General features: G+C 65.9%; 18 protein-coding genes. All 18 read right to left on the reverse strand.

The features are described from left to right. Nucleotides 1-11 precede the first annotated feature (11 nt). The 18 genes from METRZ18153_RS0117045 to METRZ18153_RS0117130 all read right to left on the reverse strand — a co-directional run bounded on the left by METRZ18153_RS0117045 (nt 12) and on the right by METRZ18153_RS0117130 (nt 22,092). A complete protein-coding gene (locus METRZ18153_RS0117045) occupies nt 12-1,373 on the reverse strand; it encodes a phenylacetate--CoA ligase family protein (protein ID WP_020165883.1) in 1,362 nt (453 codons plus the stop codon). Continuing rightward, the gene (locus METRZ18153_RS0117050) at nt 1,366-2,196 is read right to left on the reverse strand and encodes a sulfotransferase domain-containing protein (RefSeq protein WP_020165884.1); all 831 of its coding nucleotides are present in this window, start codon (nt 2,194-2,196) and stop codon (nt 1,366-1,368) included. Before METRZ18153_RS0117050 ends, METRZ18153_RS0117045 begins: the two co-directional genes overlap by 8 nt. Continuing rightward, nucleotides 2,189-3,436: a glycosyltransferase gene (locus METRZ18153_RS0117055; RefSeq protein ID WP_020165885.1), complete on the reverse strand. Its 1,248-nt coding sequence runs from the start codon at nt 3,434-3,436 to the stop codon at nt 2,189-2,191. Before METRZ18153_RS0117055 ends, METRZ18153_RS0117050 begins: the two co-directional genes overlap by 8 nt. Continuing rightward, a complete protein-coding gene (locus tag METRZ18153_RS0117060) occupies nt 3,433-4,647 on the reverse strand; it encodes a TIGR04063 family PEP-CTERM/XrtA system glycosyltransferase (protein ID WP_020165886.1) in 1,215 nt (404 codons plus the stop codon). The genes METRZ18153_RS0117055 and METRZ18153_RS0117060 overlap by 4 nt, the downstream gene beginning before the upstream one ends. Nucleotides 4,648-4,664: 17 nt before the next feature. Beyond that, on the reverse strand, nt 4,665-6,578 hold the full coding sequence (locus METRZ18153_RS0117065) for an XrtA/PEP-CTERM system amidotransferase (RefSeq protein WP_020165887.1): 1,914 nt from the start codon (nt 6,576-6,578) through the stop codon (nt 4,665-4,667). Between the two features lie 13 nt (nt 6,579-6,591). Continuing rightward, on the reverse strand, nt 6,592-7,740 hold the full coding sequence (locus METRZ18153_RS0117070; protein ID WP_020165888.1) for a TIGR03088 family PEP-CTERM/XrtA system glycosyltransferase: 1,149 nt from the start codon (nt 7,738-7,740) through the stop codon (nt 6,592-6,594). Beyond that, the gene (gene xrtA, locus METRZ18153_RS0117075) at nt 7,737-9,254 is read right to left on the reverse strand and encodes an exosortase A (RefSeq protein ID WP_020165889.1); all 1,518 of its coding nucleotides are present in this window, start codon (nt 9,252-9,254) and stop codon (nt 7,737-7,739) included. Before xrtA ends, METRZ18153_RS0117070 begins: the two co-directional genes overlap by 4 nt. Beyond that, nucleotides 9,241-10,503, reverse strand: coding sequence for a TIGR03087 family PEP-CTERM/XrtA system glycosyltransferase (locus tag METRZ18153_RS0117080; protein WP_020165890.1), 1,263 nt, complete (start codon nt 10,501-10,503; stop codon nt 9,241-9,243). Before METRZ18153_RS0117080 ends, xrtA begins: the two co-directional genes overlap by 14 nt. A gap of 5 nt (nt 10,504-10,508) precedes the next feature. After that, nucleotides 10,509-11,564 carry a FemAB family XrtA/PEP-CTERM system-associated protein gene (locus tag METRZ18153_RS0117085; protein ID WP_020165891.1) on the reverse strand — a complete coding sequence of 352 codons (1,056 nt, stop codon included), beginning with the start codon at nt 11,562-11,564 and terminating at the stop codon, nt 10,509-10,511. Then, nucleotides 11,554-12,408: an XrtA system polysaccharide deacetylase gene (locus tag METRZ18153_RS0117090; RefSeq protein WP_020165892.1), complete on the reverse strand. Its 855-nt coding sequence runs from the start codon at nt 12,406-12,408 to the stop codon at nt 11,554-11,556. Before METRZ18153_RS0117090 ends, METRZ18153_RS0117085 begins: the two co-directional genes overlap by 11 nt. A 1-nt stretch (nt 12,409) precedes the next feature. Further along, the gene (gene wecB / locus METRZ18153_RS0117095; protein ID WP_020165893.1) at nt 12,410-13,558 is read right to left on the reverse strand and encodes a non-hydrolyzing UDP-N-acetylglucosamine 2-epimerase; all 1,149 of its coding nucleotides are present in this window, start codon (nt 13,556-13,558) and stop codon (nt 12,410-12,412) included. Continuing rightward, nucleotides 13,555-14,673: an XrtA/PEP-CTERM system-associated ATPase gene (locus tag METRZ18153_RS0117100; protein ID WP_020165894.1), complete on the reverse strand. Its 1,119-nt coding sequence runs from the start codon at nt 14,671-14,673 to the stop codon at nt 13,555-13,557. The genes wecB and METRZ18153_RS0117100 overlap by 4 nt, the downstream gene beginning before the upstream one ends. Before the next feature lie 82 nt (nt 14,674-14,755). After that, nucleotides 14,756-16,258: a TIGR03016 family PEP-CTERM system-associated outer membrane protein gene (locus tag METRZ18153_RS0117105; protein ID WP_020165895.1), complete on the reverse strand. Its 1,503-nt coding sequence runs from the start codon at nt 16,256-16,258 to the stop codon at nt 14,756-14,758. Nucleotides 16,259-16,276: 18 nt separating this feature from the next. Then, entirely contained in the window at nt 16,277-17,263 is a 987-nt protein-coding gene (locus tag METRZ18153_RS0117110) for an XrtA-associated tyrosine autokinase (RefSeq protein WP_020165896.1), read from the reverse strand. A gap of 9 nt (nt 17,264-17,272) precedes the next feature. Next, the gene (locus tag METRZ18153_RS0117115) at nt 17,273-18,892 is read right to left on the reverse strand and encodes an XrtA system polysaccharide chain length determinant (RefSeq protein ID WP_020165897.1); all 1,620 of its coding nucleotides are present in this window, start codon (nt 18,890-18,892) and stop codon (nt 17,273-17,275) included. A gap of 42 nt (nt 18,893-18,934) precedes the next feature. After that, nucleotides 18,935-19,561, reverse strand: coding sequence for an XrtA/PEP-CTERM system exopolysaccharide export protein (locus METRZ18153_RS0117120; protein ID WP_019916726.1), 627 nt, complete (start codon nt 19,559-19,561; stop codon nt 18,935-18,937). 84 nt (nt 19,562-19,645) lie between these two features. Beyond that, a complete protein-coding gene (locus tag METRZ18153_RS0117125) occupies nt 19,646-20,857 on the reverse strand; it encodes an ABC transporter permease (protein WP_020165899.1) in 1,212 nt (403 codons plus the stop codon). 5 nt (nt 20,858-20,862) lie between these two features. Further along, on the reverse strand, nt 20,863-22,092 hold the full coding sequence (locus METRZ18153_RS0117130; RefSeq protein WP_020165900.1) for an ABC transporter permease: 1,230 nt from the start codon (nt 22,090-22,092) through the stop codon (nt 20,863-20,865). Nucleotides 22,093-22,143 lie beyond the last annotated feature (51 nt).

Genomic DNA, 22,143 nt, shown 5'->3' on the forward strand with positions numbered 1-22,143 from the left:
TGCCACCTCGATCATGCAGCCACCTTGCTGACGACGTAGCGGAACTTGCCCGAGCCTTCGGCCGCGATCTGCGCGACGTGCTCGACCACGACCTCGACCGATTCGCCGAGCCGCGCCTTCATGCCGGCGCGGATGCGTGAATCGCCGTCGGCCGGGAAGCCGGGCTCGGTGACCACCTTGACGCGGGTGAGATCGAGACTTTCCTGCTCGATGCGGAAGCCGGCGACGCCGGGCATGTCGCGCACGATGTAGATCAAGGCCAGACCGTGCATCACCGTGCCGTCCCGGGCAACGATGAAGTCGGTACTGCGGCCCTGCACTTCCTTCAGTACCGGCAGCGTGCGGCCGCAGGCACAGGGCGCATCGTCTGGCGCCGCCAGTACACCGACGTCGCCGGTGCGGTAGCGCACGAAGGGGAAATCACGGGTGGCCAGATGGGTGACGACAATCTCGCCGGACTCGCCCGGCGGCAGCACCCGACCTTCGCGGTCGACGATTTCTACGATGAGGTCCTCGGCCGTGATGTGCAGCGAGCCGGACGGACACTGGTGGGCGATGAAGCCCGCGTCACGCCCGCCGTAGCCGTTGGCCACCGGCGCGCCGAAACTCTGCTCGATCAGCGTGCGCTGGTGGTCGTACAGCCGCTCCGACGTGACGAACACCACCTTGATGCCGAGATCGTCCATGCGCACACCCTGTCGTTGCGCGTGGCGGGCGATGTGGGCGAACGCCGACGGATAGCCGAACAGCATCCTCGGCCGCAGCGTGCGAATTTCGTCGATGAAGCCATCGACCTTCGCGTCGGACATTTCGAAAGCCGGCAGCAGCCGGGTACGCATCAGGCGATCGCGCAGCAGACGCACGCGGTCCTGCGCGCCCAGTTCGATCGGGCTGCCCCACAGCACGATTTCCGGGTCACCGATATCGACGCCCCACCAGCGGGTGGCCCGCCATTTGGCGGCGACGTCGCGGCTGACGCGTTCGAGACCGATGTAGAAGATGAGCGGCACGCCGCTCGACCCGCCGGTGTTGAAACGCGCCAGACCACGTGCGTCATCGGCCTTCAGCGCATCGGTGTGGGCGCGGATCAGCGGCTTGTCGAGGAAGGGCAGGCGCTGCAGATCGGTCAGGCTGGACATCGCAGCAGGATCGAAGCCGATGCGCGCGAACAGATCGCGGTAGTACGGAACGTGTGAAGCCGCATGCGTCAGCAGCGCGCGCAGCCGCTGCACGCGCAGCGCTTCCAGCCGCTCGCGCGGCCACCACTGGCTGTCCTCCATCGCACGCCGGTCAGCGACCGTGCTGTGCTTCTTCAGCCTTTCCTGCAGCGGAAAGACGAGGCCAGACACCAGACGGGTACGCAGATCAGGCATGCGTCCCCCGCACGGCGGCAAAGCGCGCCATCAGTTCGTCGCACAGCTGGGCAACAGCCGGTTCGACCGGCGGCGGCGCCTTCTTGCTGATCGAACTGGCGAACACCTTGCGCGTGATGAAGGGTGTGAACGGCAGGTCGATGAAGCGGAAGGCGGCTTCGCACTCCTCGACCGGACGGGTCACCAGCGATTCGTAGGACAGCAGCTTCACCCGCGGATTGCGGTCCAGCTTCATCTGGAAGAACAGCAGGTTGCGGAAATACCAGATCAGCGCGGCAGCGGTCGCCTCATTCATGTCGGGACGCCACAGCTCCCGCACCAGACGCAGCGTGTCGTCCGACATGCCGCCGGCGAACCACTCGCCATCGGCCTTGCCGCGCACGATGCGGTCGATCTGCTGCGAAAAGCGGCCGAAGGACACCAGCGCGGAATTCACCGCGTCACGGTATTCGCGCACGATCCACAAGGCCTTCGACGGCTGGAACTCGCTCATCAGCGCCGGCAGGCGGTCGAGTTCGCACAGGCACTTGATGACGAAGTGCGGCGCGCGCGACTGCTCGACCAGCCGACGGATCGCCGGCAGCTCGCGCATCATGTAGTTGTCGAAGGCGCGCGGGTCGCGCTCGTGATAGACGTCGGTCAGCATGCTGCGCTCGATCAGGTCCATCAGCATATTGGTGCCCGAACGCTGCATGCCGGCGACAAACACGTGACGGCGCGCGCCCGCTGCGCGCGGCAGGCGCTGCACGCACCACTTGGACGCAAGCAGGGTCCTGTACTCGATCTGCTCGCGCACGTGCGCCCATTTCGATGCTTCAGCCAACTCGTCTGACTCCTTCGTCGGTGGCGGCGACCGCTCCGCTGCGGTACAGCGCCCTGAACGCGGTGACCAGCGCGGCCACGCGTCCATCCCATTCATTGTCCCGCGCATAGGCCAGGATGGCATCCCGGTCCCAGTCGCGCGCGAGCGCGGCGGACAGCGCGGTCTGCAACGCGGCCGCGTCGCCGAAGGGTACGACGGTACCCAGTTCGTCGCGACAGACGACTTCGCGATTGCCGCCGACATCGGTCGTCACGACCGGCAGCCGGCAGGCCATCGCTTCGAGAAACACATTGGCCCAACCTTCATTGCGCGTCGCCAGTACGAACACATCGGCCGCCGACAGCGGCTGCTTGAGCGCCTCCGGCGGCATCGTGCCGAGAAAGCGCACGCAGTCCTCCAGCCCGAGTTCGCGCACCTGTTGCCTGAGCTGCGGCCCCCAGTCACCTTCGGCGCTGGCGCCACCGATGACCAGCAACTGCAGCTTCGGCACTTCGCGGCGCAGCGCCGGCAGCAGCTCGATCACACGGTGGAAGCCCTTGCGCTCGGTCAGGCCGCCGACGCTGATCAGCACCGTGGCGTCGGCCGGAATGCCCAGCGCGCGCCGCGCCTCGTCGCGGTCGACCGGATGGAACTTGCGCGTATCGACGCCATTGCCCACCACCTGCAGCTTGTCGCGGGCAATGCCCAGACCGGCGGCGATGTCGGCCAGCGACGAAGAGACCGAAAACACGCGGTCGGCGCGTTCGAGCGCGGCGTGCAGGCGCGCGCGCAGCCCCGGCGTACGTGCGTGTCGGGTTTCGGTTCCGCGCAGCGTGATCGTGAACGGCACGCGCAACCAGCGCGCCAGCAGACTGGCCGCATGACCATCGGGATACCCGAAGTGGGCGTCGAGCACATCCAGCTTCCCTTCGCGCCGCAGACGCGCCAGCGTGCCGCGCGCGCCGAGCGCCAGCAGCACGCCGTCGAGATTCTTGAACAGGCCGGGCACCGACAGGAAGCGCGGATGCAGCACCGTGACGCCCTGCTGCACCTCGACCCGCGGCACGTCGGGCCGGAAGTGCGGCCGGATCAGACGCAGCAGCGACTGGAACGGAAACCAGGGCACCGGCGCGACCACGGTCAGCGGCAGCTGTGCGCCTACGCGGAACATGCGCTCACGGATGAACACGCCCGCCTGCGGCTGCGCACTGTTCGGGAACAGCGTCGAGAATACGACGATGTGCGGCCCGTCCTGCGTCATGCAGCGGCACGGCCGGTCAGCCGGCCATAGACGTCGCGATAGCGCGCGACCGAGTTCGTCCAGTTGCGTTCGGTTTCGACATAACGACGGCCCGCCTCACGCAACTGCGGCCAGCGGTCCTGCATGGACAGCAGACGCAGCACGCTGCGCGCCAGATCATCTGCGTCGCCGGCACGGAACAGCATGCCGGTCTCGCCGTCGCGGATCAGCTCCTTGTGACCGCCAACGTCGGACGCCACCAGCAGCAGGCCCTGGGCCATCGCTTCAAGCGGCTTGAGCGGCGTCACCAGATCGGTCAGACGCATCGAATGGCGCGGATAGACCAGCACGTCGACCAGGCTGTAGTAGCGCTGCACCTGGGCGTGCGGCACGCGACCGGTGAATTTCACGTGGTCCTGCAGGCCGAGTTCCTGCGTCATCTTCTTCAGGTTCTCTTCCTGCGGACCACCGCCGGTCAGCAGCAGCGCGACATCCGGTGCCTGCTGAAGGATGGCCGGAAGCGCGCGCAGCAGCAGGTCCAGACCTTCGTAGGCGTAGAAGGAGCCGATGAAGCCGAGCACCCGCTTGCCGGTCAGACCCAGTTCGGCGCGCAGCGCATCGTCGCCGGGCACGCCGAAGGCGAAATTGTCGATGTCCACCGCGTTCGGGATGACGGTGATCTTCGACTCCGGCACGCCACGCGCGATCAGGTCACGCCGCAGGCCCTCGCAGATCGTCGTCACCGCATCGACCGTATGCACGGCGCGCGTTTCCATCGCGCGCGTCGCCCGGTAGCGCAGGCTGCCTTCGGTGGTAGTGCCGTGGTCGACCGCCGCGTCCTCCCAGAAAGCGCGGATTTCATAAACGACCGGAATATCCAGCCGGCGCCCGACCAGCAGCGCCGGAAAGGCATTCAGTACCGGCGAATGCGCGTGGATCACGTCCGGCTTCAGTTCAGTCGCCACCTCGAGCAGACGCTTTTCCAGCGCGCGCATCTGTGCGCGCTCGCGCAACACCGGCACACGGTCGATCGGGCCAGGCGTCCACGGCGTGCGGTGGAAGGTGAGGCCATCAACCTCCTCGACCAGCGGGCCGGGCGCGGTGTGCTTGACGCTGGTGACGTGGTGCGTGTCCCAGCCGAGCTTGCGCTGCTCGCGCAGGATGGCGGCGGTGCGGAAGGTGTAGCCGCTGTGCAGCGGAATCGAGTGATCCAGTACGTGCAGGATGCGCATCGGTATCGGTGTCTCTTTCAGGCGGCGGCACGGATGGCCGACGCTTCCTGGTTGCGCAGGAAGGCGTCGAACATGAGCAGGGTCCACAGCGACGCGCTGTAGTCGCGCAGGCCGGACTGGTGCGCGTCGACCAGGTGTTCGAGATAGGGGCGGTTGAACCAGCCGGTGTCGGCCAGACGGCTGCCGAGCACGGCATCGCGCACGCGCTGTTTCAGCGGGCCACGGAACCAGCGTGCCAGCGGCACCGAAAAGCCCATCTTCGGCCGGTACATGATGTCGTGCGGCAGATGCGGTTCGAGCGATTTCTTCAGCAGGTACTTGCCTTCCTGCCCGCGTATCTTCAGCGAGGCCGGCAGCGTGGCCACCCATTCGACCAGCGGATGGTCCATCAGCGGTTCACGCACTTCGAGCGAATGCGCCATGCTGGCGCGATCGACCTTGGTGTTGATGTCGCCGACCAGATAGGTGTTCAGATCGAGGTACTGCACCAGCGACAGCGGTTCGTCCGAGGTATGGCGCGCCGCGTGGCGGTGGAACACCTCGACCGCGTTGTAGCCACCGAGCGCCGCCTTCATCCGCGGGCTGAACAGCTGGGCGCGCATCGGGTCGCGCAGGATGGACACCGAGTGGAAATAGGCTTCCACCGAAGTGCGCGCCAGCGATTCGAAGGTGCTCTTGGCGCGGAACACACGCGGCGCCCAGTCGGCCTTTGGATAGATCTGACCCAGCGTACCGAACAGCGGCTTGCGCACGCCCAGCGGCAGGCGCGAACGCAGGCGCTCTTCCATCAGGTGCATGCGGTAGCGGCGGTAGCCGCCGAAGCTTTCGTCGCCGCCGTCGCCGGACAGCGCCACGGTCACGTGCTTGCGCGCCAGCTGGCACACGCGGTAGGTCGGCAGCGCCGAACTGTCGGCATAGGGCTCGTCATACAGCCAGGCCAGCGTGTCGATCAGGTCGAAGTCGTCGGACGCGACCATTTCGACGCGGTGGTTGGTGCGGTAGCGGTCGGCCACCTGCTGTGCGAACTTCGATTCGTCGAAGGCCGGATCGTCGAAGGCGATCGCACAGGTGTTCACCGGCGTGTCGGAGGACTGCGCCATCATCGCGACCACCGCCGACGAATCGACGCCGCCGGACAGGAAGGCGCCCAGCGGCACTTCGGAAATCATGCGCAGGCTGACCGATTCGCGCAGCCGGCGTATCAGCTCCTCTTCAGCCTGCACCTCGTCGATCTGTTCGACCTGGCCGAAGTCGACGTCCCAGTAGCGGCGCGGCGCCGGCGGCGTCTCGCCGCGGCGGATGCGCAGGCTGTGTGCCGGTTCCAGCTTGAAGGCGTGGCGGTAGATGGTGCGCGGGTCAGCCACGTAGCCGAGCGCGAAATACTCTTCGACTGCCAGCGGATCGAGATCGAGGTTCAGGCCGCCGTGCGCGGTCAGCGCCTTCAGCTCGGAGCCGAAGATGAGCTGGCCGTCGGGCAGCAGCGAATAGAACAGCGGCTTCACACCGAGGCGGTCGCGCGCGAGGAAAAGCACGTCCTGATTGCGATCGAACAACGCGAACGCGAACATGCCGCGGAAACGCTCGACGCAGGCTTCGCCCCACTGCTCCCAGGCGTGCACGATCACTTCGGTGTCGCTGCGCGTGCGGAAGGTGTGGCCGAGCGCGGTCAGCTCCGGAATCAGCGACTGGAAGTTGTAGATCTCGCCGTTGAACACGACGATGACCGAACCGTCCTCGTTGGCCAGCGGCTGCTGACCGCTCGCCACGTCGATGATGGACAGCCGGCGGTGACCGAGACCGACGCCGGGTTCGAGGTGCAGATCGCCCTCGTCCGGACCGCGGTGATGCTGCGCCTCGTTCATCCGGTGCAGCACGTCGCGACCTACATCACGCCGGTTGCGCGTGTCGAAAATGCCAACGAAACCGCACATGCGGGAAATCCTGTCAGGTGGTGGAGCTGCCGGGGCGACCTTGCTTCGCGGACAGCGCAAGATAGGCGTCGCGATACGCGGCAACCATGGCTTCAATGCTAAAGGAGGCCTCGATTTTCTGCCGTGATGCACTTCCGTGCGCATCCCGCAGCGCCGCATCGGATGCGTATTCCTGCACGCAGGCCGACAGCGCCGCGACGTCGCCGGGCACGAACAGCCGACCGTTGATGCCGTCGTCCACCAGTTCCGGCGTGCCGCCGACCGCAGTGGACACGATGGGCAGACCACAGGCCATCGCTTCGAGGATGGTGTTGGAAATGCCTTCGCCCAGCGAGGGCAGCACGAACAGGTCGAAGGCCTGCATCAGCTCCGGAATGTCCTTGCGCTCGCCAGTGAGCCAGGCGCGGTCGGCCACTCCGGCTTCGTCCAGCAGCGCCTGGCAGCCGGCGCGCTCGCCGCCGTCGCCGACGATGACCAGGCGCAGGCGCTCGCCACCCGGCTGCCGCGCAGCGTCGATGAAAGCGCGCACCAGGGTCGGGTAGTCCTTCACGCCGACCATGCGACCGACGCTGCCGATCACGAAGACGTCACCGCGAAAGGTCTCGGGCAAGACACTGCGTGAGGCATCGACACGCGGCCGGAAGCGCTGCTTGTCCACCCCGTTGTATATCTGCGTAACGCGCGCTGCATCGACGCCGATGGCTTCGCGCAGCCAGTTCTGCAGATCGCGACTGACCGTCAGATAGCGGTGGACGAAGGGACGCACCAGCCGGCGCAGCCGGTTGTAGCGCGTGTTGCTGCCGTCGAGGTCGAACACGTCGCGTCCGTGCTCGCCGTGGATGCGCACCGGCACGCCGGCCAGCCAGCCGATCAGCACCGCTTCCAGCGCCGACAGATTGCGCGTGTGCAGGATGTCGGGACGCAGCGCACGCAGCATCTTCCACAGTCGCAGGTAGTGCGCCGGGTCCTTGCCCGGTGCCTTCTTCACGTCGTGGAAGGTGACCCTCCCGTCGCGGATGCGCTCGACGAAGTGCGAGTAGCCCTGCAGACAGACCACGTGGTGCTCGAAATCACCTGGCGGAAAGTTGTTGAACAGGTTCACCATCCCGTTCTCCATGCCGCCGGTGCCGAAATGATGCACCACGTGAACGACCCGCTTCACGGCGCAGTCGCCTTGCCCAGGTGCGGTTCGATCACGGCGGCGAATGCGGCCAGCCGCGCGCGCGCCGCCGGATCCTCGCCCTGCTGCGGCGTCCACAGCACCACGGCGTAGCCGCTGTCCTCGCCGTCGAGCAGCAAGGACCGGGCGAACATGAGCTTGGCGCGCACGCTGCTGACGGTGGGCTCACCGCCGACGACAAACCAGTCGTGAATCAGCAGGCGCAGCGCGGTCGAGCGCAGGCGCGTCTCGCGCACCGGGTGCGCCGACGTGTCGATCACGCGCTCGCCGACGTTGGACCACGTGTCGTGCTCCTGCCGGATCATGAAGTTGCGCGAATTGATCAGTTCGGCGTCCTGTCGCTGGCGGCCGTACCAGGCCAGGTGAACGGCCACGACCTCGTCGCCGCGACGGTACTGCACGGAGCGCTCGCGGTCCGGGTTCTGGAAGGTGGGCCGCCAGTCGGTCAACGCCGGCCCGGCATCGAGCGCCCAGCCATCGCCCGGTTCGGCCGGCAGCGCCAGTTGCGGCGACGCCGGCAGTTCGCGCTGCGCCAGTTGCGCCGCGTAGAGCGGCGGCAGCAGCAGCACGAGCGCCGCTGCAGCCGCCGTCAGCGCGGTGCGCAGCATAGATACCGGCCGCAGCGCGACCGAGCCGGCGTCGGGCGCGACATCGTCGGCTTCCTTCTCCTGCCAGAACGAACCGACCCAGAACAGCAGCAGCATGATGACGCCGAAGAACACCCAGCCGTAGATGATGTGGTCAACACCAGTCGCCAGCTTCATGTCCGAATAGTGCGCGAGCAGCACGATCATCAACGCGCGGAAGCCGTTGGCAATGATGGGCACGACGAAGGACGCGACGATGAAGGCGGCGCGACGCCACAGCGTGCGATAGCTCAGGTAGGCGAACAGCGCGCCGACGGTCAGCGACGCGATCAGGTAACGCAGTCCGCTGCAGGCCTCGATCACCGACCAGCTGCCGGACGGCAGTTCGAAGAAGGTACCTTCGCGATAGACCGGGAAGCCGAGCAGTTGCAGCGACGCGACGGTGAAGTCGGCCGTGTAGTTCATCAGCGGCACCATCAGGCCTTCGCCCATCGGTACGCCGAGGAAGAGGAAGGCCAGCGGGTAGGCGATGACCCAGGCGACACGCCAGCCGAGAACGGCGACGACCAGCGACGGAATGCTGGCGACGAAGGCCAGCTGGCGCACCACCTGCACGCCGGCGACGTCGGCCACCAGCCAGCCAGCCAGCGACGCGGCCAGCGCAGCCAGCCCCCACGCGCTGGGTTGCGGCACGTGTGCCGCCAGCGCCGCCCGCTTGCGCCACACCAGCCAGAGGAAGATGGGCGGCACGATGAGGCCGTGCGCGAAGGTTTCCGATCGCCACCAGATCTCCGCCATCGATACGGCGGTACCCCAGTAGAGCCACAGCAGCAGTGCGAACAGCAGCAGGAATACCGGCCCGGCCGTCCGCCAGGACGCAGCACTGCGTCCGGTATCAGCCGCGGGCATGGAGGACGTCGGGTTGTACATCGGGTGTGCTTCCGTGTTGGGTTGAACGCGCCGGAGCAGGCGCATCGAGCCAGGCATCGAGCGCAGCCAGAGCGCTGTCCCAGCGGTAGACCAGCTCGATCCGGGCACGCGCCGCCTGGCCGATCGCCTGCGCGTAAGCAGGATCGAACAATGCCAGCACGCGCTCGGCGTAGCTGGCCGCGTCGGCGGCGAGGAAATCGCGCCCCGGCTGTGCGTCGAGGCTGGCCGACAGCGTATGCCAGACGACCACCGGCCGCGCCAGCGCCATCGCTTCCAGCACCTTGTTCTGGATGCCGCGCGCGACGCGCAGCGGCGCCACCGCGCAGGCAGCGTGGGCGACCCAGGGGCGCACGTCGTCGACGCGGCCGGTCACCGTGACGAAGCCGGTCTTCTCCAGTTCGCGCACGGCAGGCGCCGGATTCATGCCGACGACGAAGAAATGCGCGGCCGGCTCGACGGCACGGATGCGCGGCATCACCTCGTTGGCGAACCAGCAGGCGGCGTCGATATTGGGCCAGTAGTCCATCGCACCGGTAAACACGACCGGCTTCACGCCCGAGGCGTACGGGTTCGCGCCGGCGTTCGCCGGGTTGAAGAAGTCGACATCGACGCCATTGGGCAGCGCCTCGACGCGCCCCTTCAGCGTGGGCGCCAGCGATTCGAACAGCGCCACCTCGGCTGGCGTGACCAGCAGGCTGCGGTCGGCGGCGGCAACCACGCCCGCCTCGAAATCAAGCAGCGTGCGCGCTTCGCGCCGGTACAGCCAGGACATCGGCCACCGGTGGCGCGGCGCGTACTCGGACCACTTGGCCGAATCGACATCGACCAGATCGACGATGCGGTGCACCTGCGGATGGCGGTCGAGGTACTGCGCCATGGTCGAGCAGAACACGACCGCCTTCGTGATGCGGTGGCGGGCGATGGTGTCATCGACCCAGCGCTGCATCGCTGCCGACCGGTAGTAGACGACGCTGAGCGCTTCGCGGGTTGCCAGCGCGCGCAGCGACAGCAGCTTGCGGCTGCGCGGGGCGATGGTTTCGGTGTGCAGTTGCACGCACATCGCCGCCAGTTCGGGCAGGTGAGGCAGGTCGGCCGGGTCGTCGACGAAGGTGCCGACGTGCAGCGCATGGCGACGCGCCAGATGCTTCAGCAGGTGGAAGGAGCGGATCTTGTCGCCCTTGTTGGGCGGAAAGGGCAGCCGATGGGCGAGGAAGAGCAGCGGCTCCACGCCGGTCAGCCCAGATTGCGGACGATGAAGGGCCCGATCGTGTTCGCGAAGCTGCGCGGCATGCGGCGCCACACTTCGATCATCAGCCTGTACTTCGGGTTCGACGGGTTGTTGCGCGGCAGGCTGTCGCGCTTGTACAGGCAGTACTCGTAATGCAGCGGCGTCGGTTCGAAGCCCCAGTTCTTCTTGAACGAATAGGAACCGGTGCCCTGCTTGCTGCGACCGTAGTCGAACACGCGGATGCCGCGCTCGCAGGCGTGGCGCATCAGTTCCCAGTACTTGAAGTCGTTTGCCGCGAGGTCGCGCGCCGCCACCGCGTCGCCGGCGTAGTAGGGCAGGATTTCGTCTCGGAAATAGAAGCTCATGACGCTGCTGAGCAGCGCGCCGTCCGGCCCTTCGACCGTCATGACCGAACAGCGCTCGCCGAAGGTGCGGCGCAGCGTGTCGAAATAGCGGCGCGACATCGCCGGCGTGCCGTGGCGATGCACGTTGTCCGAATACAGCTCGAAGAAACGGCTGTTGTCGGCGTCGAACACCGCCTTCAGGCCGTTGTTGATGCCCTTGCGCACCATCGCGCGCTGCTTGCGCGGGATGGCTTTCATGTTCTCTTCGACGTCCGGCGAAATCTGCTTGCGGAAGGTGACGTACAGGTCTTCGGTCGGCCAGTCGGAATGGCGCGCCTCGACGTTGCGGAATTCGAGGTGATCGACGCCGAGCGACTGCGCGATGCGCTGCGCTTCCGTTTCGAGCGCCAGCGCCGCTTCGTCGTCATCCGCCGCGACACCGCCATAGACCCCGAAGGGCAGCGATACCAGCGAGTGGCCGAACAGCCGGCTCTTCACCTGGGCCAGCGGCAGCACGCCGCAGATGCGACCGCCACGCTCAGCCAGCAGGTAGTGCGTCGCGTGACCGAACACGTCGCGCATGATGTCGCGCCACTCGAACAAGTGAAAGAAGCTTGCCGTCGGGCAGGCTTCGACGAAGGCATTCCAGTTCGCGCGATCGGCGTCGGCCGGGGCGCGTACGGTGACTGCAGTCATGAATTCCGCCTCAGGCCGCACGGGCGATCTCCGGAAACACTTCGTCCATCCGGCCCCAGCGGAAATCACGCATCAGGCGGGCAAGACGGCCTTCGGTGCGGTGCAGGTTGATGTAGTGGCGGAAGCGCGACTTGGCATCGACGCCCTGCACGCGCGGCTGGTCGGCGTCGATTTCCCACGGATGGCAGTAGAACATCGCCGGCTTGCCGTCGCGCTTGTTCACCTGGCTCAGCAGCCAGCGCGAGGTGGCATAGGGCAGCAGGCGGAAGTAGCCGCCGCCGCCGGCCGGCAGGTTGCGGCTGCCCATGCGCACGGTGGTGACCGGCACTTCCATCAGACCGTCGCGCGACGCGAACGGGAAACGCGGCGCGTCCGGCATGCCGTAGTGGTCGTGCTTGACCGGATAGATGCTGGAGCTGTAGCGGTAGCCCGCCTGCGCGACGCAGTCGAGCGCCCACGGATTGGTGTGGCCGATCGAGAAACTGGGCGCACGGTAGCCGCGCACTTCGACACCGGTGATGTCTTCCAGCACCTTCTTGGCGCGCGTGATGTCATCGAGAAATTCGGCCGGCGACTGTTCGGTCGCACGCAGATGGGCGGTGCCGTGGCTGGCAATCTCGTGCCCGGCAGCGGCGATGCGCCTGACCATGTCCGGATGACGCTCGGCGATCCAGCCCAGCGTGAAAAAGGTGGCCCGGTTACCGCTGTCAGCCAGCAGCGCAAGGATGCGCTCGACATTGCGCTCGACGCGGCATTCGATCGAATCCCAGCGGCTGCGCTCGATATAGGGCGCCAGCGCCGACACCTGGAAGTAATCCTCGACGTCGACGGTAAAGGCGTTGCGGATATCGGTCCGGGCGCTCATGTCAGTGCGTGCTCCGCTGCAGCAGCCAGTCGTGCAGGTCGGCGGCGATGCGCTGGGCGGCATTGCCGTCCCAGTATTCGGGCACGCGACCGCGCTTGCCGCCGGTGGCGAGGATGTCGTCGAGGCTGCGCACGAACAGCGCCTCGTCGGCGCCGATGACGGTGTTCGTGCCCTGCTCCACCGTGATCGGCCGCTCGGTGTTCTCGCGCAAGGTCAGGCAGGGCACCGACAGCGCCGTCGTCTCTTCCTGCAGACCGCCGGAGTCGGTGATCATGACGGTCGCACCACTCATCAGGCCGAGCATTTCGAGATAGCCGAGCGGCGGCAGCAATGCGATGCGCGGATTGTCGAGCAGCGCACCGAGGCCGAACTTCTCCAGATTGCCGCGCGTGCGCGGATGGATCGCGAACAGCAGCGGCAGCCGTGCCGCCGCCTGCGTCAGCATCGCGGCCAGACGCTTCAGTTGTTCGGGATCGTCCACATTGCTCGGACGATGCAGCGTCACGACACCGTAGCGGCCGTCGGCGATCAGCGCCGGGTCGATGTCGTGCTCGGCCAGCGTCTTCGCCGGCGGCACCGCCAGCGCGCGGCTGGACAGCAGCGAATCGATCATCACGTTGCCGGCGAAATGCACCCACGAGGCGTCGACGCCTTCGCCAGTCAGATTGCCAAGCGCGCTGCGCTCGGTCGTGTACAGACGGTCGGAAATGCGATCGACGAGGATGCGGTTGATTTCCTCCGGCATCGCGCGGTCGCCGCTGCGCAGGCCGGCTTCGACATGCACCACCGGCACGTGCTTTTTCACCGCGACCAGCGCGCAGGCCAGCGTCGAATTGACGTCGCCCACGACCAGCACGCAGGACGGCTTGAGTTCATCGACCAGCGGTTCGAAGCGTTTCATGATCTCGGCGGTCTGCACCGCGTGCGTACCGGAGCCGACTTCGAGATTGTGGTGTGGCGTCGGCAGACGAAGCCCGCTGAACAGTCGCTCGTTCATCGCGTGATCGTAGTGCTGGCCGGTATGCACCAGCACCCACGGAATCGTCGGCACGTGCTCGTCGAAGGCGCGCAGGATGGGCGCCATCTTCATGTAGTTCGGCCGCGCCCCGACGACGCACAGCACCGGAGCGATCACCTGGGCAGCGCTCATTCCGCCTCCTTGTCCGCCTGCTCGGTCGAGCGCTCGGCGATTTCATACAGCAGGGCCAGTGTCTGTTCGAGCGTGCGCTCCATCCGTGACAGGCGTTCTTCGAGATTGCCCGCCTGATGCGCGTTCACGTAGTCGCGCACCCGCTGCGCCGAGTCGGCGTCGAGTCGGAACTGCGACATGTCGAGATCGAACAGCGCCGGCGAACCGCGCAGCCCGGCGCCGTTGAAAGCGGCGTGCGCCGCCGTGTCGGACGGCATCGGGCCGTCCGGCCGCTTGGCCATCGCGGCGGCAGCCGCGGCGTCGCCCGCTTCGTCCTTGATCTCGCTTACCACGCCGGCGACGTCCTGCGCAGTGAAGGCGGTTGCTCCGCCGAGGAAGCCGGCCAGCATCAGGCGGTCACACAAGGTGTTGATGCGCCGCGGCACGCCCTCGGTCGCCTTGAAGATCGCTTCGTGCGCGCCGGCCTGGAAAGCCGGGGACCCGCGCCAGCCGACGTGCTTCAGGCGGTGCTCGATATAGGCCTCGGTTTCGGCCGCGTCCATCGGCCCGAGGTGGTAGGACGCGATAACCCGCTGACGCAGCTGCTCCATGTGCGGGCTCTGCATCGTTTCACGGAATTCCGGCTGACCGACCAGGAAGCTCTGCAGCAACGCGTGCTCGCCGAGCTGGAAGTTCGACAGCATGCGCAGTTCCTCGACCGCGCGCGGTGTCAGGTTCTGCGCCTCATCGACGATGAGCAGTGCGCGCTTGCCGGCAGCGGTCAGCGACAGCAGGAACATTTCGATCGACAGCAGCAGGTCGGCTTTCTTCAGCTGCTTGTTCGGCAGGCCGAAGGCGGCAGCGACCAGTCGCAGCGTGTCTTCGGCGTCGAGGTGGGTGCTGACCAGCTGCGCCGCCACCACCTTCTTCGAATCAAGCTTCTGCAGCAGGCTGCGCACCAGCGTGGTCTTGCCGGCGCCGATCTCGCCGGTGATGACGATGAAGCCTTCGCTCTGATGCAGACCGTACTCGAGGTAGGCGAGCGCGCGCCGGTGGCCCTTGCTGCCGAAGAAGAACGACGGATCGGGATTGAGCTGGAAAGGCTTGCCGGAAAGACCGTAGAAAGACTCGTACATGGATCTCGATCGTTGGGTACCCGCCCCTCAGGGCTTCGGTGGCGCTGCACGGTTCGGCAGCCTGCGCATCACGGCGCCCGCGTCAGAAGAAGCGCGTACTCACCGTGGCGATCAGTGCATTTTCGTCTACATCGCCGGCGGCGACTGTGCCACGCATCATGCGCAGACCAATGGAGCCGCTGGTGTAGGCACCGAGCGCCGTGGAATAAGTCGCATTGAAGACGTTGCGCTCGGTCGTCGTGCGGGAGGTCACACGACCACTGGTGTCGAAAGAGTTCAGCGAAAAGTTCAGCGAGCTGACTGGCGAGAGCCGGTGCGACAGACCGATGGTCCAGCCCTTCTGGACAATGACCGAAGCCTCGGCAAAATCGCCGACCAGGGATCCGCCGACGGAGCCGATTCCGCTGTCGTTGGTCGACTGGTACATCGTGAACGACAGCGTGTTGCGGGCACCGGTATGCACCACGCCGAGCGACCAGCGCGAGCGCCGGTATTCGCGGTCGGTCAGGATGGGCGAATCGAGCGAACCGTAGCCCGGGATACGCCCGGCCAGCGCATCTGCACGGATCGCATCACGCCGCTCTTCCGGATCGGCGATGCTCGCGTAGGGCTCGACGAAGGCCAGCGTCTCGTACAGATCTTCCAGACCCGAACCTTCGAGCAAGGTGTCGATCCGGCTCACGATGTTGCGCGTGTAGGCCGCGTTGAAAGCTGTCCTGGGCAGACGATGCGACAGCTTGTAGTTGGCGGTACTGCCGTACGGCCGCTCGTCGTAATCAAGCGACAGAGCCGTGCGCTGCGACGGACGCCAGTCCAGGCCGCCGCCATAGGTGGCGCCGTCCCGCCGATTGCCTATCGTCGACTTTTCGTAGCCGTAGCGGCCGGTCAGTTCGATCTGGACATCCGGTTTGTAGATCAGCGAACCGACGATGCTCTCACGTTCGCTGTTGTTGGCATTGCCCGAGTCGGTCACGCGCGAACTGAGCACGCCCTTCCAGCTCAGCGTCGCCGGAGCGCCCTGCAGTGTGCCGGAGAACGTACGGGTGGTCAGTGCGCCCTCGCGGCGCGACGATTCACTGCGCGCGATGGTGTAGCTGGATTTCCATGTCGCGATGTCGCCGAGCCGGACCGTGCCGCGCATCGACGGCGACAGCGAGAACACCCGCGTCTCGGTCGAATCGCCCAGCGTGCTGTTCAGCAGGTTGGGCTGGGCGTTGAACACCGATCGCCGACGCTGCGTCTGACTCGCCTTGGCGTCGAGGAAGAAGAGGTCGTCGACGACCTCGAACGACCCGTTCGCGCTCATGTTGTTCGCGATGCGCGACGGGAAGGTGTCGTCCGCGTAATACATCATCCGCGGCGAGTAATTGGCATTGAGCTTCAGGCGCGGACTGCTGCGTCGCAGATCGACGGTCGGCGTGACTTCGGTCAGCACGTCGCTCGACGGCGCAACCGGCGAGAAGTTGATGTTGTCGGACACGATCATCTGTACCGACGCGCTGGTCGACAGGCGCCAGCCTTCGGCATGCGCCGAACCGAAACCGCTGGCGATGCCCAGGATGGCCAGGGAGATCGGGCGAAGCATCGGTCGTCCTGTCCTCATTCAACCCGCCTTGGCCGCGTCGCGATAACCGGTTTCGGAGCCGTAGCCGTAACCGTAACCGTAGTAACCGTAGTAGCCATCGGTACGGGCATAGCGCGCCTTGTTCAACACCAGCATCTTGACCGGGCAGCCCTGTACCTTGGCCAGCGCCTGCTTCACCATCGCGTGCGTGGTGCGCCCGGCCTCGACCACCATGACCAGTTGCCCCATCGATTGCGCAAGCACCGGCGCCTCGGTGGTCACCATCAGCGGCGGCGAATCGAAAATGATGATGCGGTCCGGATAGCGGTGCGCCAGTTCGACCAGCAGCGAACGCATCGCACCGCTGGCCAGCAGTTCGGTCGCGTTCTTGTGCGGCATGCCTGCCGGCAGCAGCGTGAGCTTCTCGACATTGGTACGGAGCAGCACGTCGGGCAGACCGACATCCTCGTCGAGCAGCACGTCCATCAGGCCCTTAGCGGGCGGCAGACCGAGCAGGTTCAGGATGGAGGGGCGCGCCACGTCGGCATCGACCAGCAGGACACGGTTGTCCAGTTCCATCGCGATGCTCATCGCGAGGTTGATCGAATTGAAGCTCTTGCCCTCACCCGGCACCGAACTGGTCACCATGATGAGGTTGCCGTTATCGACCGGCGCTGCACCCTTGCCGTGGGCGTTGGCCAGAATGGGGCGCTTGATCACGCGGAATTCTTCGGCGATCTGCGAACGCGGCGCCGACGGCACGACCAGACCCATCCCGTCGAGCCGCGCCAGATCGAGTTCGACGTAGCGGGATGAATCAATGGACGTTCCGCTCGCCACCTGCACCGGCGCGGCGACTTCACCCGCCGGCGGTACGGCGGCGACAGGTACCGCCGCAGGAGCGGGCGCGAGAACAGGCGCAGCCGCTGGCGGCGCCTCGGGCGCCGCTGCCGGTTCCTCGCCGATATCGACGCCCGCCCGCTTCAGGTGGGCCATTCGTTCGATTGCTTGTTCGATGATGCTCATGATCTATCCTCAGGCGCTGCGCATCACGAGCGACACGAAAGCCAGCATCGCCACATAGGCGGCCACCAGCCCGCCAAGACCGCCGAAGAACACGACGCTGCGGCGACGCTCGTAACGCTTGCGCTCGTTCGCGAGCAGCATGGACACCGAACCCAGCACCGGTACGCCGGCCACCTCGGCCAGCATCCGGCCGTCGTGGAACACCGGTCGCAGTTGCGATACGGCGAACGATGCTGCACCACCGACGACGATGGCCGCAGCCAGCACGACGGTCAGCAGGATGAGCCGGTTGGGCGCCGCCGGCTTGGGATCGACACGCGGCGGCTCGATCAGACGGAATTCCGCCACGCCGGTCGCGTCCATCTCTTCCGAAATCGAGGCCGATTCGCGGCGCGATACCAGGTTGTTGTAATTGGTCCGATGCACCTCGTAGTCGCGGTTGAGCTGGCTGAACTCCGCTTCCAGTTCCGGCACCAGTCGCGACGACTGCTTCAATGCGTCGAGACGCGTCTGATACTCGCCGACCCGCGCGCTCAGCGAGGCAACCGAGGCCTCGGCCGAAGCCAGTGCGACCTTGATCTGCTGGTAGACCGGATTGGGCATCTGCGCACCGCCGGTCGCCGCGGGCTTCGCTTCGGGCTTGGCGTCCGCCGGCTTGCTTGCGGCCTCCTTGGCCGCTTCGGCCGCGTGCTTTTCGATGATCTGCTTGCGCTCATCCTCGAGATTGCGGATGCGCGCGCGCAGTTGAAGAATGTCCGGGTGCTTGTCGGTGTAGCGCTGCAGCAGGCCTTCGACCTCGTTCTTCATGCCGGAGATGCGCATGTCGATCTCGGCGGTCGACGGGCCACCCGGGCCGGAGGGCGCGAAGGTCATGGCCGAATTGTCGGCACTGATGGTCGGTTCCTCGCCCAGCAGCTGGCGCTTCAGCGCATCCCGCGAATTGGTCGCCTCACGCAGGTCGAGCTGCGCCTGATTGAGCTGGGCCTGCACCTCGCCCAGGCTGCCGAAGTAGTCCTTCTGTCCGCCGCCCGGTCGCTCGAGGTTCTTGAGCTTGAACTCCTTCAGCCGGTTTTCCGCCTCCAGAAGCTTGGCCTCGTAGGCCTTGATCTGCTCTTCGATGAACTTGCGCGCCTGGTCCGCATCCTGTCGCTTGCTGCCGAGGCCGGATTCGACGAACAGTGTCACCATGGCCTGCACCACCTTCTGCGCCCGCGCCGGCTTCTGATCGCGATAGGACACGATGTAGAGGTTGTCGCGGCCGGAACTGGTGAGCTTCACGCTGGCAATCAGATCGTCGATCAGCTTTTCGCGTTCGGTCTTGGTCTTGGCCTCCAGATCGAGGTCAGCCATGCGGATCAGCTTCTCGATGTTCGGCCGGCTGATCAGCGTGCGGCTCAGCATGTTGATCTGCTGGTCGAGATTGGGCTGAACGGCGAGGCCTGACATCAGCGGACGCAGGATGGACTGGGTGTCGACATAGATCTTCGCCGACGCCTGGTACTGGTCCGGCAGCACGAGCACCACGCCCATGCCGATGATGCCGACCACCCAGGCGACCAGCAGCCCTATCCAGCGATAGCCCCACGCCGACCTGAGATAGCCAGAAAACTGGCGCAGAAAATCATCCACAGCTACACGATCCTTCCGGCGGACGCCTCATGACTGAGCTGCTCAGAACCAGCTCTGCGGAATGATGAGAATGTCACCCGGCTTGACGTCGACATTGGCCGTCACGTCGCCGCGGCGGACCAGGTCCTTCAGGCGCACGTTGTACTGCTTGTCGCCCTCGGAGGTCCGCAGGATGGTGGCCGCGTTGCCGTCGGCGAATTCGGTAATGCCGCCAACCGCGATCATCACGTCGAGCAGCGTCATCTTCTGCTTGTAGGCCAGCGCCTGCGGCTTGGCCGCCTCGCCGATCACGCGGATCTGCTCGCTGTAGGGACCGATGCCGCCGGCGACGATGACCGTCACGATGGGGTCACGGATGTACTTCGACAGCACCTGCTCGATCTCTCGCGCCAGCGTCGTGGGATCGCGGCCGGCAGCCGGCAGATCCTCGAACAGGGTGCCGGTGATCTTGCCGTCCGGGCGGATGGTGACCGTGGACGAGATTTCGGGATTGCGCCAGACGACGATGTTCACCGAGTCACCGGGGCCCAGGATGTAGTTGTAGTCGTCGCTGTAAGCCTGAGTCGGCGCGGCCGGATAGGGCGACGACGAGCAGGCCGTGAAGGCAAGCGGCACGAGCAGCAGCGCAAGCACGCGCAGTGCGGACATCAGACGGTCAGAACTCAACATTGCATCCTCCACAGGACAGCAGCCAGACAAGCCGCGAATCATAGCCAACGCATCCGGACGCGCGCTCTAATGCGTCACGACCGGTCAGATGTTGTACCGCAACGCATCGACGATGGGCGTACGCGAAACCTTGCGTGCCGGCAGCAAGGCCGCCACCACGGTCGCGCCCAATCCCACCGTGAAGGCCAGCAGCACGGTTTCGGGCAGCACACGTATCGACGCCGTGTACCCCACGTTCGAGTTCGGCGGCGGCGGCATCGGAATGCCCACCTCGCTGATCGCCAGCGCGACGAGCACCCCCAACACCACGCCGATCGCCGCGCCGGTCAGACCAAGCAGGGCATTTTCGGCGAGCACGAGCCGGAATACGTATCCTCGCGAATTTCCGAGCGCCATCAGCGTTCCGAATTCACCGACGCGCTCGAAGACACTCATGTTTACAGTATTGAAGACGCTCAGCAGCACCATGATCAGCACGATCCATTGCAGCACGCCGAACTGGGTGCGGTAGAGCTCCACGGTCTTCGAATAGAAATCCGAAAGCTGCACCCAGTCGCGGATGTCGAATCCCAGCGACGCCAGCTTGGGCACCAGCAGATCCTTCACCCGCCAGGTGTCCGCTGTCCGGTGCAGCAGCAGCACGATGGCGTTGGAACCATCGCGCGCAACCAGATTTCGAGCCGCCGCGATGGGAATCCTTACGGCACGGGCGTCGAAATCTTTCGAAAAGCTCTGGAAAACCCCGACCACCGCAAATTCCGTCGTGTTCAATGCGCCGTCGGCAGTGTTCATGATCAGCGTGACGGTGTCGCCCGGCGCCAGTGCCAGGGCCTTGGCGACGCCATCGCCGATCAGGATGCCGCCGGTGTCGCTGTCGCGCAGTGCCCGGCCAGCGGTGATCCGGACGAAGGTGCCGAGCCGGTTTTCCTTGTCCGGCTCCACACCCTCGCCCATGACCGCCCAGTCCGCCTTGCCGTTGTTCAGCAGGCCAGTGAAATTGACGCGCTGCAGCACCGCATCCGCCTCCGGCATGCGGGCAGCAAACTCGGCGACCTTGTCGGCGTCGTCGATCATGAACTTCTCGGGCGAACGCGCACCCTGCTCGTAGAAGCCGCTGCGGAAGACCTGCACGTGGCCGAGCTGGCTGTGTATGGTCGCTTCGCCCAGCTGCGTCAGCACATCGGCGACGAAGCCGCCGCTCAGTATCAGTCCGGCAACGCCAAAGACGATGGCGGCCAGAGTCATCGCTGTCCGCGATTTCTGCCGGAGGATGTTGCGGAGCGCGAGCTTGAACATGGCGTTCAGCGACTCTGCCGCAGTGCGTCGACGATATTCATGCGCGACGCTCGCCAGGCGGGGTAAAGACTGGACACGAAGGCACTGACCACGGCAATCGCCAGTGCCTTGGCGACGATGCCGAAAGTCAGGCGGATCTCGCCGTCGAACCCCTGCTCCATGCCGGGCGGCGGCGGCAGCGGAATGCCGACCGCCGAGATGGCCAGCGCCAGCGCACAACCGATGACCACCCCGAGCCCGCCGCCGACCAGACCGAGCATCACGCCCTCCGACATGAAGATGCGCCGTATGCGCGCCCGCGTCAGGCCCAGCGCCATGCAGGTGCCGATCTCGCTGACGCGCTCCATCACGCTCATCGACAGCGTGTTGGAAATGCTGAGCACGATGATCATCAGAATGATGAACTGCACGACATTGACCTGGCTGGCAAACAGATCGCGCGTCTTGTTGTAGAAGTCGGACAGGCGATACCAGGGCACCAGTTCGAAGTTCGCGGCCGGCAGCACCTTGCCCAGTTCGGCCAGCTTGGCGTCGGTCTTGTCGGTGTCGTCGAGCAGCACCAGCCACTGCTGCGCGCCATTCACCCGCACCAGTTGCTGCGCCAGCGCCAGCGGCATGCGCAGCGCCGAATCATCGTATTCCTTGCTGACGGAGATGAAGATGCCGACGACCGGCGCCTCGACCGCATTGACGTTGCCGGCGGCGGTCGTCGTCATCAGCACCACGGTGTCGCCGACATTGACGCCCAGGTTGGCCGCCAGTCCCCGCCCCATGATCATTTCGTTGACGCCGTCGGGCGACAGATTGCGCCCGCGCGATATCGTGACCGAACTCGACAGCACTGCCTCCGCCTTTGCAGAGACGCCCTGGCCGAGGAAGGCCAGCGTGTTGTCGCCCTTGCTCGCGAGCCCGTTGAAGCTGAGTCGTGGCGCCACGACCTTGACGCCTGCGCCCTGCTCGACCTTGCGCTGCGCTGCGTCCTCACCATCGATGACGAAACCGAAGGGATCGGAGGTGCCCCGTTCCACATACCCCGGTCGAACCACCTGGACGTGGCCAAGCTGCGACTTGATGGTGGATTCGCGCATGCCCTCCATCAGCCACTCGATGAACCCGGCTGACAGAATCATCGCAATCACGCCGAAGCTCACCGCGCCAATGGCAATCAGCGTGCGTCGCCCCTGGCGGAGCACGCTGCGCATCGCAAGCCAAAGGTCGAGCAGCCAAAACTTCATGCGAATTCAAGACTTCAGATGCTAAGGTATTGCCAGCATAACAGTTTTTAC

The sequence above is a fragment of the Methyloversatilis discipulorum genome (genome assembly GCF_000385375.1).
Classification (GTDB): Bacteria; Pseudomonadota; Gammaproteobacteria; order Burkholderiales; family Rhodocyclaceae; genus Methyloversatilis; species Methyloversatilis discipulorum_A.

Bases quoted from the DNA above. Each gene is read 5' to 3' on its own strand.
- METRZ18153_RS0117100 (WP_020165894.1), bottom strand. From the start codon at position 14,673: ATGTACGAGTCTTTCTACGGTCTTTCCGGCAAGCCTTTCCAGCTCAAT.
- METRZ18153_RS0117090 (WP_020165892.1), bottom strand. From the start codon at position 12,408: ATGAGCGCCCGGACCGATATCCGCAACGCCTTTACCGTCGACGTCGAG.
- METRZ18153_RS0117060 (WP_020165886.1), bottom strand. From the start codon at position 4,647: ATGCGCATCCTGCACGTACTGGATCACTCGATTCCGCTGCACAGCGGC.
- xrtA (WP_020165889.1), bottom strand. From the start codon at position 9,254: ATGCCCGCGGCTGATACCGGACGCAGTGCTGCGTCCTGGCGGACGGCC.
- METRZ18153_RS0117045 (WP_020165883.1), bottom strand. From the start codon at position 1,373: ATGCCTGATCTGCGTACCCGTCTGGTGTCTGGCCTCGTCTTTCCGCTG.
- METRZ18153_RS0117110 (WP_020165896.1), bottom strand. From the start codon at position 17,263: ATGAGCATCATCGAACAAGCAATCGAACGAATGGCCCACCTGAAGCGG.
- wecB (WP_020165893.1), bottom strand. From the start codon at position 13,558: ATGAGCGCTGCCCAGGTGATCGCTCCGGTGCTGTGCGTCGTCGGGGCG.
- METRZ18153_RS0117065 (WP_020165887.1), bottom strand. From the start codon at position 6,578: ATGTGCGGTTTCGTTGGCATTTTCGACACGCGCAACCGGCGTGATGTA.
- METRZ18153_RS0117120 (WP_019916726.1), bottom strand. From the start codon at position 19,561: ATGTTGAGTTCTGACCGTCTGATGTCCGCACTGCGCGTGCTTGCGCTG.
- METRZ18153_RS0117125 (WP_020165899.1), bottom strand. From the start codon at position 20,857: ATGTTCAAGCTCGCGCTCCGCAACATCCTCCGGCAGAAATCGCGGACA.
- METRZ18153_RS0117055 (WP_020165885.1), bottom strand. From the start codon at position 3,436: ATGACGCAGGACGGGCCGCACATCGTCGTATTCTCGACGCTGTTCCCG.
- METRZ18153_RS0117130 (WP_020165900.1), bottom strand. From the start codon at position 22,092: ATGAAGTTTTGGCTGCTCGACCTTTGGCTTGCGATGCGCAGCGTGCTC.
- METRZ18153_RS0117105 (WP_020165895.1), bottom strand. From the start codon at position 16,258: ATGCTTCGCCCGATCTCCCTGGCCATCCTGGGCATCGCCAGCGGTTTC.